A 12770-nucleotide genomic window follows, 5' to 3' on the forward strand; every position below is an offset into this window, starting at 1 on the left:
ACCATCCCCTCAGTACCTTTCTCTGTATCCAAGTTCCCTGAACCTTAAACTTACAGATAGGCCATCCTCTGTTTCTATTTTCAGTTCACCATCAAGCTGGTCTGTCAGGGCCCGTATAAGGTACCAGCCCATGCTTCCGGATTTCTCCAGGACCTTCGGTGATTCAAGGCCTATCCCATCATCCTTCACGGTAAGTTCAAGGGTCCCGTTGAGGGATCTGAGCTCAACGGTTATGTTATCTGCCCCTGAGTGCTTGAGGGAGTTACTCACAAGTTCATTGACCATGAGACCAATGGGGAGACTTGTCTCAAGGTTGAATTCAAGGTCCTCTATGCTGGAGCTGATCCTCACATCCTTCCCATGGGTCTGTCCCTGGCTCAGCTTTGAGAGGATGTTGTTGAGGTAATCCCTGATCCTTATTGTTCTGAGGTCTGTTGATCTGTAGAGGTGCTCATGGACAAGGGCTATGGACCTTATACGCTCACGGCTCTCTCTCAGGACCTCTGAAAGTTCCTCTGACTCCAGCTGACGCTCCTGTATGCTCAGCAAGCTCGATATTATCTGGAGGTTGTTCTTGACCCGGTGGTGTATCTCCCTCAGGAGGAGTTCCTTCTCCTGGAGGGACCTGCGTATCTCTGTCTGGTCCTCGATTATGATTATACGTTCATCCCCAACCTGGGTGACTCCTATATCTGCGTATATGACATCTCCATTTGATCTCAGGAGCCTTCTTTCCCCTTCAAAGTCCTCTCCTGCATCCTCGGGGTGTATGAGGTCCATCAGGTTCCTTCCAATCAGCTCCCCTCTCTGGTAGCCCAGAACGGATTCGGCCCTCCTGTTACAGTCCCTTATGAGCAGGTCATCACCAACCGATATTATCGGGCTAGGGGCGAGTTCAAATATCTCCCTGTACCTCATCTCACTCATTTCGAGGGCCCTTGTGGCTCTCTGGAGTTCTGTGATGTCGTCCCCTGAGATTATGCTGCCCCTGAATTCACCATCCTCCCTGAGGAATACAACGTGCCATGCGACGGTTTTTCTGTTACCATTACATGTTAGTATCTCACCGGTCAGATGATAACCCTTACTCCCGGAGCTGATCTTTTCGGTGTATAACTTTTCCCGCCATCCCCTGTCTTCAGGGGGTACGAAGGTCATGAACCAGTTTTTCCCTGCGACTTCCCCTGCGTCACATTCAAGGATTTCAAGGCCCCTCCTATTTATGAGCTTCACACGGGTTTTCTCATCGAGAACCATTATGAGGGACCCCGCCACCTCCAGGTAATTTTCAGCCCTTCTCCTTTCATTCTCAACATCATTGAGGAGGGCCATGTTTTCCTTCAGGGAAAGTTGCTGCCTCAGGATGAAGAGGACTATTATGAATCCAAGGGACACTAAGAGCACGGCGGATTTTTCAGCACCACCCTTAATCACGCTGTAGGCCGTTAAGAGATAGAACAGTATTATAAAGATATACGGGGTGTATGTGACAGCTGTGACCTTTTTTTCAACATATAAGGGCTTTGACCAGTCCTCCTTAAAGAATTCATTCACTGCAATGAGGAGGAGAATGTAACTGAATGCCCAGAGGAGGTCCTGTGGTGTTCCTTCAGCATAAATTCCGGTAAGGCTCTGGTATGTGAAGGATATATCTGCTGCAAGGAGGATGATTATGCTTGCAAGGAACACGTGGAGGGTCCTTGATCTGAGGTGCCCCAGCTTGTTTATTATGAGGTCCATTATCATGAAGACTATGAGGAGATCGCCCAGCACATACAGTGTTGATACCAGGACCTCTGTGAAATCTCCTCCTGCAAAAACCGTGGGCTCAAAGAGGAAGACCCAGGCGGCAGATGCAGAGGCCACGAGGATTATCAGGAGGTCTGTGATGGATCTAAGATCAGAGTATCTCCTGATGGGTATTGTGAATATGCCGGCCGCGAAGATGGGGTAATAGAGGAGGTAGAACAGGTCAGCAACTGATGGGAAGGGATTCAGGGACAGTATGCTCTCAAGTATGAACCAGGTGAAGTCTCCGAGGAATGAAAAGAACTGGGCAGCGGATAGAAGGAGCAACGTGAGGTAAAGGTGCGGGTAAACCTTCCTGGAGTATATGCAGGCATATGAAAGTCCCATGAAGGCTGCAAGGTTTGTTATGACGTTTATAAGTGAGATAGCATCATTTTTAAAGGGCAGGAACTGGGATATGACTGAAAGAATTAACATCACCGTTATGAATATCTTGAGGTTCCTATCCATCATGACTCCCCATTTAATAATTCATGAAACAATTTGAGTGTATGAACACCTTCATTAATATATTCATGAAGCTGAAACATTTAAGTGTATGTACACCTTGATGCATCCTCTGACAGATATCGGTGTTGTATGGGGCGATGATGGTGTAACTGCCATAATCTTTCTTGAGGGGGTTAAGAAGTATTCAAATGACCCTTATCCTCCAGGGGCCATTAAAAAACTCCTGGATTCAATTAGAATGTTCCTGGATGGATGTGAAGTGGACTTTGATTTATCAGTCCTTGATTTTGGGGGCTGCACAGAATATCAGCGGCGGGTCCTTGATGTGGTCTCATCAATTCCCAGGGGCTCGACCCTCACCTACTCTGAGGTCGCAGCGAGGGCAGGTGGGAGTCCACGCAGCGCTGCCGGCGCACTTTCAAGAAACCCATTCCCGCTTGTAATACCATGTCACCGTGTCATAAGAAGCGATGGGAACGCCGGGGGTTATCAGGGAGGTATTAAACTCAAAAAGAGGCTTCTTGAGATGGAAGGAGTTTCTTTAGATGGCCAATAGAATGGAAAGATTATCATGGAGAGTATTGCTGGTGTCCTTGGTGTCCTGGTCAGAACAGGAAGATTATCATGTAGAACAGGAACATGACGGCAGCTATGGTTATGGATTGTTTTGCCTTCCTTGGTTTTTCACCGTGCCAGATAAGGAACCCTATTACACCGGCAAGTGGAGAGAAAAGGAGGATCAGAATGAACTCAGGGGCGCTGAGACCCTCTCTACCTGTGGATGGTACATGGTCCGAGGTTTTGACATTTTGCTCTTTTCCTCTGATAGTATCGGGCCTTTCAGGGTCCATGCGGGTTCTCAGCTTTCTTTTGGGCATCTGGACCACCTGGCACAATTATTTATATTAACAGGTCCCTAAAATACCTTTTCGTAGTGGGTAGCGCGGTACTGCATGGTCCACAGCACTCCTCCGGGGAACCTTTGCAGCTGATAACTTCGTAATATGGAAGTTTAACGCAGTTAATTTTCAGCAGTCACCTCCGCCTGCACCCGCTGACCATAGGGACCAAAACTTAAGTTATCCAACCTATTATATTATCCAAGAGACAGATTTCTATGTGAGGAGTGGTTGAATGGATTACTATCATGATGAGAAAATGCAGGACCTCTTTGAGCTGCTAAAACAGCCAAAGACACTCGATGAGATAGACCTATCTGCAAACTTTATAAAAAATCTGCTTCTGAAGATCATAGCAACCTATGGGAGCATACAGGTCAACAGGATCCATGAGATAACAGGGCTCCATGTAGACATACTGGAGGAATGCCTCAAGGACATGGAGAAGGATGAACTCTGCGCACCAACAGGTGGAGGATTCCTCTTCCCGAGCGTAACCTACACAATCAAGAAACAGGGCCAGAAACAGGCCGATAAACTCATGAAGGAGAACCCCTACATCGGCATGGCCCCTGTGAGCTATAACTCCTACTTTGAGATCATGGGACGACAGCTTGAGGGCAGGTTCCCCATAAAGATCCCCCAGGAGGTTATAGATAAGGCATTCAGGGATGTGGTCGGCAATGAGAGTGCAAAGAGGACCCTCATAGAGGGCGCCATAGGAGGCAAGGGGCTCTTCATCTATGGACCCCCAGGTACAGGTAAGACCTTCATAACAAGCAGGATGTCGGATCTCCTGCCACCGGTGGTCATCCCCAGATACGTTGAGTTCAGTGAACAGGTAATACAGTTCTATGACCCTGACTTCCACAGGATGTGCCCTGAACAGCCAGAGGACCCAAGATGGGTTAAGATATACGCACCATTCGTATTCACAGGTTCCGAACTCACCAGCGATAAACTTGAGAGCAGATACGACCCCAACAAGGGCGTCTACGAAACATCACCCATAATAAAGGCCAACGGGGGAGTGCTCCTCATCGACGACCTTGGGAGACAGAAGGAGGACCATAACGCCCTCCTGAACCGTCTGATAGTCCCCCTCGAGAACAAGAAGGACATGATCTACGTTAAGGGGTCACCCATAGTCGTCCACACCCACTTCATACCCGCATTCTCAACAAACCTTGACATAACCATAATGGATGAGGCCCACCTGAGGAGGGCACCACTCCATGTGCAGCTGGAAAAGCCGACTGTTGAGGAAATCGTCGAGGTCTTCAGGCGCAACCTCGAATCAATGGGAGAGGAATATGAACCTGAGGTACTTGAGAGGTTTGCACACGTATACAGACCCATAGGTGAGGGGGGAGAGGGTATGCAGCCAACCTTCGCCCATGCAAGGGACCTCGCCCAGATAGCCCAGGCAGTGAGAATAAGGAAGGGTGAGGACAGGATAACCGTCCAGACCATGGAGGAGGCACTGCAGCAGCACGTACTGATAGCGCTCCAGAGGAAACTGACTCCCATGCTATTTGATCGCATAATAAGGAAGAAGACATGACCTCTTCATCGGAGAATTCATGGAGGAAGATGTGGCCTCTTCATCGGAGAATTCATGGAGGAAGATGTGGCCTCTTCATCAAATGCTAGAAAACTCAGAGGGATAATTAAAAGTGGCTGAGTCCATTCATGAGGTGGGAAAAACTTTTATTGGATACCCCTTAATATATGAGAGGCAGAAATTTTAGGGAGAATCACCATGACATGCACCGTTTTAGTTGGAGGAGGATGGGGTGACGAAGGTAAAGGCAAATGTATCACATATCTCTGTTACAATGACAAACCATCAATAATCGCAAGGGCCGGTGTGGGGCCAAACGCTGGCCACTCCGTTGAGTTCAGGGGAGATAAGTACGGGCTCAGGTTAACCCCATCAGGCTTCTTCCATGAGGATGCAAGGCTCCTCATAGGGGCCGGGGTCCTGGTCGACCCGGAGGTCTTCCTCCATGAGATGGAGTACCTCTCAAAGTACAGCGTAGCTGACAGGACAGGGGTTGACTACAGGTGCGCCATAATAGAGAGGAAGCACAAGGAGCAGGACCAGTCCTCCAGTTACCTCTCAAAGAAGATAGGGAGCACAGGGACCGGATGCGGCCCGGCCAATGCTGAGCGCGTGATGCGGACTGCGAAGCTCGCCCGTGAAGTGGAGGAACTTGGGGACTTCCTGACTGACGTCCCCCTTGAGGTCAATGAGGCACTCGATGAGGGCGAGGACGTATTTGTTGAGGGCTCACAGGGCTTCGGCCTCTCCCTCTACTACGGGACCTACCCCTACGTTACGAGTAAGGACACAACTGCAAGCACCGCGGCTGCAGATGTCGGCATAGGACCCACAAGGGTTGATGAGGTCATAGCCGTCTTCAAATCCTACATCACAAGGGTGGGTGAGGGTCCATTCCCAACCGAGATCAGCCAGGAGGAGGCTGAGGAGATGGGCCTTGAGGAGTACGGTACCGTCACAGGTAGAAGGAGGAGGATAGGCCTCTTTGACATGGAGATGGCCCGTGAATCATGCATGATCAATGGAGCCACGCAGATCGCTGTAACCTGTGTCGACAGGCTTTACCCTGAATGTGAACGTGTCAGGGAGTATTCGGACCTTTCCGCTGAGGTTAAACGTTTCATTGAGGATATAGAATCCGCAACAGGGGTCCCGGTTACTATAATATCCACGGGACCATCACTTGAGGATACGATCGACCTCCGGGATGAACTCCTCTAGACGATATAATTTTTTTATTCCACTGACTGAAGTTTTTGTTTAAGCTTTCCAGATCCCAGTGAACCTTTTATCAAACTATCAATTCTGCAGACCATACTGGTTAAGATGTATGCAATGAATCAAATTCAAACATCTGACTCTTACAGCTACAAAACCATAGGGGTTAAGCTGTATGCAATGAATCAAATTCAAACATCTGACTCTTACAGCTACAAAAAAACTCATCAGGATATGATCCGGTAAGGCCGGAATAAAATCAGAATTTTTTCAGTTAATGGATTAGTCAGGGTACCGGCTGTGCATCCAGAACTGATTGAGGGTACCGTGGTGCCCGTGCCTTATGGCCTCCCTCACAAAGCTGTCGGCCATCCTCAGGGCCTCCCCCAGGTCAAGTCCCCTCTCAAGGTAGGCTGCCGTTGCAGCTGAGAAGGAGCAGCCACTCCCATGGGTGTTCCGGCTATCAAGAAGTTCCCCCTCAAGAACCTCCACATCACCGTCGATCTGGATCACACTCCTCCCGCCAAGGTGGCCCCCCGTGATTATGACATCGCAGAGTTCACCTATGACCCTGGCAGCCCTAATTGCATCATCCACGGTCCCTATGGGGACATCTGAGAGCCTCTCCGCCTCAGCGACATTGGGTGTCACGATAAGGGCCTCAGGGAGGAGGTGCCTCCTCAGTGCCCTCACAAAGTTCCCCTCTGAGAGTTCACCCCCGGATGCAGCCACCATGACCGGGTCAACAATCACCCTCAGACCGTACTCACGCACCTTCTCTGCAACGGCCTCGACTATCTCTGCACTGTAGAGCATTCCTGTCTTTGCATGAACAACTGGAAGGTCCTCCATCACAAGGTCGAGCTGTTCCTTCACAAATCCGGGGGGTACCGGCATTATGCCGGAGACCCTCCCCACGTTCTGGGCTGTCAGGGCGGTTATGACGCCTGCACCGTACACCCCCAGGGCAGAGAAGGTCTTTATATCTGCAAGTATACCCGCCCCTCCTGATGGGTCGAAGCCTGCGATTGAGAGTGCCAGCATGATTTCACCTCCTTCAGGGTGACCTTGAAACCTCCAGCCTGTCCGAACCCCGGGAGGGTTTAACTGTGAAGCGGAGTTTTCTGAGGTACTCCCTTGCGTGGGTCCCCTCACCGTGGAGTATTATCTCACCGAGGTCCTCCGCAGTGTTTACATCGAGGGATAGGTAGAATGAGTCATACACCGATACGCTGAGTCCCCGCTCCCTGGCCTCACGTATGTGTTCAAAGAAGCTGCAGTCACCGAACCTGAGACTCATTGCAGAGGGCCTTAATATGAGGGTGTTTGTCCCGCCACCCTTCGCCGGCGCTATAACAACATCTGAACGGGATGCATGGTCCAGGAGGTTGCTGACGTCTGCTTTCCCTATCAGTGGTATGTCTGAGGGGGTTATGATCACCCTGTCAAATTCCGGGGCGCAGAAGTCCATTGCCTGTTCAAGGGCACCGTTGAGGTCCCTCTCACCCTCCTCCTCAAGTATTTTAAGTCCAAGGCTGTAGGCGTATTCCAGGACATCCTCATCTGCACTTATAACCAGGACCCTGTCCACGTGTCTGGCGAGGGCCCCCGATACATCCATGAGCATGGCCTTCAGCAGTCCCTCCCTCTCTGATGGTGAAAGGGTGGGTGAGAGCCTGGTCTTTGCATGTGTGAATCGTGAGACAGGTATTATGGCGCATGTCTTCATGGTATCGCTCCAAACCTGTTTTTAAGGCCCTCGAGCATGGAGAAAATCTTGAATGGGCTCTGGCTCCTGTTAAGAAGTGAACTGTTGAGGTTCACCTCATTTAACTGGTCCTCTGTGAGCCCATATTCTGATGCAAGTTCAGATTTAACAGCTGTTATGTTGTCCCTGAGCTGGTAGAACCTCATATCCCTCCCCTTCACCGTGGCGTAGACCTCTCCCCGGTATATGTTGAGGTCGTCTCCCCTTGCAAGGACCCAGATCATTAGCTGTGTCCTGAAGGCCTCCTGGGGGTTTTCAGGGTTTGATGATGAGATCACATCCTGCATGAGTGAAGGTACCGTCCCTGCCGGTTCAAGGTCAAAACCTTTCATGGTCCTCCTCTCGGGTTCCAGGGAGTATGCGAGGACCTCTGCAGATGACTCCGGTGCCACCTCAGCGTCTTCTGCTGTCACCAGGTCTCCTGATGTTTCAGATCTGAGGATGGTCCCTGTTTTAACCCGTACCGGCCTCTGACCGGGGTTCTTAACCTCAATGGTGTGGGGCACCTCACCGGCGCTGCTCTTCTGGGTGATCTCCACGTTGCCCTCATGGTAGGCTGTTTCAAGGTCGGGGCCGCCCATGGTGACGTACCCAAGAAGTCCGCTGAGGAATGCGAACAGGAATATTGTTCCGATGACCAGGATTATTCTTCCTTTCATTCAATCTCCCATCTCATATGATGTACCGTGACCCGGAATTATTTTATTCATCCTCTAATATGTTCTGGCAAGGTAAGCCCTGTAGGGGGCCTCGCGGCCACAGTTTATGCAGGTTCCGCTTCCTCCCTCCTGTATTCCCAGGATGTCCACGCGGACCTTCTCCTCAACGTCCATACCGCATTCCTCTTCACCGCACCACATGAATGATATGATACCCCTCTTTTCATCTATTATCCTTGAGGCCTCCTCGAGGGTCTCAGCCTCCCGGATCTCTGACTCCATCCTCTCCCATGCCCCTGTTCTGAGGTTTTCCAGGATGTCGTCCATGAGTTCCCTGAGGGTTTCCTCAATGCCCTGGAGGTCGGCGGTTACCTTCTCACCTGTATCCCTCCGCGATATCACGGCCGCGCCCTTCTCAAGGTCCCTTGGCCCGATCTCGACCCTCAGAGGTACTCCGCGCATCTCCCACTCATAGTACTTCCTTCCTGCCCTGATGTCACGGTCATCAAGGTGCACCCTGAAGCCGGCCGCCTCAAGCCTGGATCTGAGATCCCTGCAGGCCTCCATAACCTCCTCCGCGGCCTTCTTGAATATTATGGGCACTATCACCACCTGGTGGGCTGCCACCTCAGGGGGGAGGCAGAGCCCGGATTCGTCACCGTGGATGGCTATCACCGAGGCTATGACCCTGTCGGATAGTCCGTAGCATGTCTGGTGGACGTATTCATGGTCCCCATCAGGGGTTTCAAATTTTATCTCGAAGGTCCTCGCGAAGGTCTGGCCGAGGTTGTGGACGGTTCCTATCTGGAGGGTCTTACCATCGGGCATGAGGGTGTCGAAGGCAACAGTGTACTCTGACCCCGGGAATTTGTCCCATGGCGGTCTCCTGGTTATCAGGTAGGGGATCCCAAGGGAGTCAAAGAATTCTTTATAGATCTCCACGGCCCTTTCAACCTGCTCCTCTGCTTCAGAGGCAGTCGCATGTATGGTATGGGCCTCCTTGAAGGTTGTTATCTCACGGACCCTTATCAGGGGCCTCGTGTGTTTTGTTTCATACCTGAAGGTGTTGACCACCTGGTAGAACCTCATGGGGAGGTCCGTGTGTGACCTGACCCAGAGGGCGAACATGGGGTACATCACGGTTTCACTTGTGGGCCTCAGGGCAAGTTTTCTCTGGAGCTGGCTGAGGCCACCGTGGGTCACCCAGTAGACCTCGTCCTCGAATCCCTTTACGTGTATGGCCTCCTTTGCCAGTTCATCCTCCGGTACGAGAAGCGGGAACAGTACCTCTTCATGGTCCCTGTCAAGTATCCTCCTGAGGATTTTCAGGGTATTCTTCCTTATCATGAATCCGTGGGGCATCCAGACGTGCATGCCCTTAACGGGGTACCTCTGATCGATAATTTCGGCTTCCTCTAAAATGTTATGGAACCATTCACTGAACTCTGTCATTTTTTCACCATGATAACGGTTAGGCTCTTTTTTGATAGGTTTCTGCAAAAATATATTTTTCCCTGGAGATAAACACTAATCAAAAATTATTTTATTACTCCTACTTAAAATATACTCCATTAGAGGGTTAACATGGATCCAAGGAAAATTCAGCTACCAAGGGAGATATACACAGGGCCAGGTGTTATCGAGGACACAGGGAGGATATGCAGGGACCTGAGATTTGAGGGCAGGGCCATGGTTGTAACCGGACCAAGGACCCTTCAGATCGCAGGGGAGGCTGCCATTGAGAGCCTCCAGGCCGAGGGATTTGAGGTTGACCAGGTAACCGTCGATGATGCCACCATGGCATCTGTGAGGAATGTCCAGGATGGCCTTGACGGCGTTTCGGTTGTCCTTGGGGTTGGGGGAGGTAAGGTCATAGATGTTGCGAAGATGTCCGCCACCCTTGAGGGCCTCCATTTCATAAGTGTCCCGACTGCAGCATCCCATGATGGCATAGCATCTCCACGGGCATCCATAAGGAATGGCGAGGGTACAGCATCCCTTGAGGCTTCATCACCAATAGGTGTAATAGCTGATACCGAGATAATAAGCAGGGCACCATTCAGGCTCCTGGCATCTGGCTGCGCCGACATAATATCGAATTACACGGCCATAATGGACTGGAAACTTGCCCACAGGCTCCTCAATGAGAGGTACAGTGAATCTGCAGCGGCCCTTTCCCTGATGACAGCCAAGATGATAATAAAGTCTGCCGACGCAATAAAGGAGGGCCTTGAGGAGAGCGCCAGGCTGGCAGTCAAATCCCTCATAAGCAGCGGCATAGCCATAAGTATAGCCGGGAGCAGCCGACCCGCCAGTGGCTCTGAGCACAAGTTCAGCCACGCCCTTGACATGATAGCACCCAAACCGGCCCTTCACGGTGAACAGTGCGGTGTGGGAACCATAATGATGATGCACCTCCATGGTGGGGACTGGCAGTTCATAAGGGACGCCCTTGCCCGTATAAACGCCCCCACGACTGCAGCTGAGCTTGGTATAGATCCTGAGTACATCATTGAGGCCCTCACGATGGCCCACACCATCCGGAAGGAACGCTACACCATCCTTGGAGACAGGGGTTTAACCCGTGAAGCCGCCGAAAGGCTTGCAAAGATAACGGAAGTGATATGATTGATAACTCTTATCGGTGAAAAACTTGCCAGGAAGGGGTCAACGTTCCTCTTCTGCGGACCGGCTGAGGAGTGCAGAGACTGCAGGTTCCAGCCGACATGTATAGCACCCCTTGAGGAGGGGAGAGTCTACCGCATCAATGAGGTTAAGGACAGGTACCAGAGGTGCCCCATACACCTCGGTGAGAGGGTACGCGTAGTTGATGTTGAGAAGGCCAATATAGAGGCCCTCATAGACTCCAAGAGGGCCTTTGAGGGTTCAGTGATCTCCTTTGAGTTCCCTGACTGTGATGTTGAGTGCAGTATGAGGGACCTCTGCTTCCCGGAGGGTGTCATGGAGGGTGACAGGTGCAGGATTGTAAAAAATCTGGGAAAACCTGGAAAACAGTGCCCTGCAGGGAATGAACTGAGAAAGGTCCTTTTAAGACCTCTGGATAAAAAATGAGATGGAGGTATTTATGAATCTCAAGAAGATGGCTGCTTTGAGGGCGGTTGACGAAATAGGTGATGGGGATGTTGTAGGTCTTGGAACAGGTTCAACAACCCATTACTTCATAGAGGAGCTTGGAAGACGTGTCAGGGAGGAGGGACTGGAGGTTATGGGTGTACCTACATCCTACCAGTCAATGTTCCTTGCAGCGGAGTCAGGAATAAAGGTTACAAGTCTTGCTGAGCATGATGTTGATGTGGCTGTTGACGGTGCAGATGAGGTTGACCCGGACCTCAACCTTATAAAGGGTGGTGGGGCTGCCCACACCCTTGAGAAGATAGTTGACTCATCCGCCGGGAGTTTCATAGTTATTGTGGACGAATCAAAGCTTGTTGAAAGACTGGGTGCCTTCCCACTACCTGTTGAGGTCATACCTGCAGCCTGCAGACCTGTGAAGCTCAAACTCGAGTCAATGGGGGCTTCAGTGGATATAAGGTCCTCTGAGGGCAAGGACGGTCCCGTTGTTACTGATAATGGTAACTTTGTCCTTGACGCATCCTTTGGTGTTATTGATGATCCCGGAGCCATGGAGTCCCGGCTGAATAACATACCGGGTGTTGTTGAGAACGGCATATTCGCTGGAATTGCGGATATGGTTATAGCAGGTACCTCTGAGGGTCTTAAGATTCTCAGGTGACCTTTACTGGTTTTAAGGCTGTGGTGGGAAGGCAGTGGATACTACCATATCTTTCACTGTTTTTAAGGTGATCAGAGGGTTATGGTCACGATATGTGCAAGTGGTATTATGACAGTGGTGGTGGTTTTACCACCCCTTAATTTTAATTCAAGGCTAATGTAATCTGTTTCCACCCTTTTGACCTCACCATAATATGTTTTACCGGTTATGAGGGTTATGCTGAGGTAATCACCGATCGCCGATTTAAGTGTATCCCTGAGGTCAGATCCGCACTTCATGTTCTAGTGTTCTGCACCATCTTTAATGTATTTATTGGCTTGTCTGAAATCATGTTCTTTTCATGAATTAAGGAGAGGGGTGTTCTCTGGTTTCCTTATTCAGTACTTGCCGCTTCAAGTCTATGGGAAATGGCATAATTTGTAGATGTTATGAAGTGGTGAGGCCTTTACATAGTATTACTGATTGGGGGGACTCATCCATGGACCTTCAATTTAAATTCATCAGGTTCGCTCAAAAAACAAATTTAAAAGCTTATTATGTTGAATAACATGACCAGTTTACTAATAAACAATATAAAAGGTACATAGACTAATTTTTAATATCCTATCACACTAAAAAATCTTAAAATTCAATTTAAGTTCATTAAATA

At 50.1% G+C, this 12770-nt stretch carries 13 protein-coding genes; 6 read left to right on the forward strand and 7 right to left on the reverse strand.

The window, feature by feature from the left end:
• Positions 1–9: 9 nt before the first annotated feature.
• Positions 10–2259, reverse strand: coding sequence for a histidine kinase dimerization/phosphoacceptor domain -containing protein (locus tag C7452_RS03755; RefSeq protein WP_115892248.1), 2250 nt, complete (start codon positions 2257–2259; stop codon positions 10–12).
• A 100-nt stretch (positions 2260–2359) separates the two neighbouring features.
• Between C7452_RS03755 and C7452_RS03760 the strand changes: the two genes are divergently transcribed.
• The gene (locus tag C7452_RS03760; RefSeq protein WP_245942864.1) at positions 2360–2815 is read left to right on the forward strand and encodes a methylated-DNA--[protein]-cysteine S-methyltransferase; all 456 of its coding nucleotides are present in this window, start codon (positions 2360–2362) and stop codon (positions 2813–2815) included.
• A gap of 49 nt (positions 2816–2864) precedes the next feature.
• On the opposite strand, the gene C7452_RS03765 is transcribed toward C7452_RS03760, so the two are convergent.
• Positions 2865–3137, reverse strand: a complete 273-nt coding sequence (locus C7452_RS03765; RefSeq protein ID WP_115892249.1) for a hypothetical protein — start codon at positions 3135–3137, stop codon at positions 2865–2867.
• Between the two features lie 256 nt (positions 3138–3393).
• On the opposite strand from C7452_RS03765, the gene C7452_RS03770 reads away from it, so the two are divergent.
• Both C7452_RS03770 and C7452_RS03775 read left to right on the forward strand, forming a co-directional pair.
• Positions 3394–4722: a YifB family Mg chelatase-like AAA ATPase gene (locus tag C7452_RS03770; protein ID WP_115892250.1), complete on the forward strand. Its 1329-nt coding sequence runs from the start codon at positions 3394–3396 to the stop codon at positions 4720–4722.
• 198 nt (positions 4723–4920) lie between these two features.
• Positions 4921–5943: an adenylosuccinate synthetase gene (locus C7452_RS03775; RefSeq protein ID WP_010876254.1), complete on the forward strand. Its 1023-nt coding sequence runs from the start codon at positions 4921–4923 to the stop codon at positions 5941–5943.
• Positions 5944–6222: 279 nt separating this feature from the next.
• On the opposite strand, the gene thiD is transcribed toward C7452_RS03775, so the two are convergent.
• Genes thiD through proS form a run of 4 tightly spaced genes read right to left on the reverse strand, consistent with a single transcriptional unit; the run spans position 6223 to position 9819 of the window.
• On the reverse strand, positions 6223–6984 hold the full coding sequence (gene thiD, locus C7452_RS03780; RefSeq protein WP_115892251.1) for a bifunctional hydroxymethylpyrimidine kinase/phosphomethylpyrimidine kinase: 762 nt from the start codon (positions 6982–6984) through the stop codon (positions 6223–6225).
• A 13-nt stretch (positions 6985–6997) separates the two neighbouring features.
• Positions 6998–7669: a 2-phospho-L-lactate guanylyltransferase gene (gene cofC, locus C7452_RS03785; protein ID WP_115892252.1), complete on the reverse strand. Its 672-nt coding sequence runs from the start codon at positions 7667–7669 to the stop codon at positions 6998–7000.
• The gene (locus C7452_RS03790; RefSeq protein WP_048175403.1) at positions 7666–8367 is read right to left on the reverse strand and encodes a hypothetical protein; all 702 of its coding nucleotides are present in this window, start codon (positions 8365–8367) and stop codon (positions 7666–7668) included. The genes cofC and C7452_RS03790 overlap by 4 nt, the downstream gene beginning before the upstream one ends.
• 54 nt (positions 8368–8421) lie before the next feature.
• Positions 8422–9819 (reverse strand): proline--tRNA ligase, encoded by a 1398-nt coding sequence (gene proS, locus C7452_RS03795; protein WP_048175402.1) that lies wholly within the window; start codon positions 9817–9819, stop codon positions 8422–8424.
• A gap of 132 nt (positions 9820–9951) precedes the next feature.
• On the opposite strand from proS, the gene C7452_RS03800 reads away from it, so the two are divergent.
• From C7452_RS03800 to rpiA, 3 genes are read left to right on the forward strand one after another with little or no spacing between them, the layout of a single operon-like run.
• Positions 9952–10995 (forward strand): NAD(P)-dependent glycerol-1-phosphate dehydrogenase, encoded by a 1044-nt coding sequence (locus tag C7452_RS03800; protein ID WP_048175401.1) that lies wholly within the window; start codon positions 9952–9954, stop codon positions 10993–10995.
• The gene (locus C7452_RS03805; protein ID WP_048175400.1) at positions 10996–11439 is read left to right on the forward strand and encodes a UPF0179 family protein; all 444 of its coding nucleotides are present in this window, start codon (positions 10996–10998) and stop codon (positions 11437–11439) included.
• A gap of 13 nt (positions 11440–11452) precedes the next feature.
• Positions 11453–12121, forward strand: a complete 669-nt coding sequence (gene rpiA, locus C7452_RS03810) for a ribose-5-phosphate isomerase RpiA (RefSeq protein ID WP_115892253.1) — start codon at positions 11453–11455, stop codon at positions 12119–12121.
• A gap of 71 nt (positions 12122–12192) precedes the next feature.
• Here the strand turns inward: rpiA and C7452_RS03815 are convergent, their stop codons facing one another.
• The gene (locus C7452_RS03815; RefSeq protein ID WP_048175398.1) at positions 12193–12399 is read right to left on the reverse strand and encodes a hypothetical protein; all 207 of its coding nucleotides are present in this window, start codon (positions 12397–12399) and stop codon (positions 12193–12195) included.
• Between the last annotated feature and the right edge of the window lie 371 nt (positions 12400–12770).

Source organism: Methanothermobacter defluvii, from assembly GCF_003385755.1.
In the GTDB taxonomy this organism is placed as follows: Archaea; Methanobacteriota; Methanobacteria; order Methanobacteriales; family Methanothermobacteraceae; genus Methanothermobacter; species Methanothermobacter thermautotrophicus.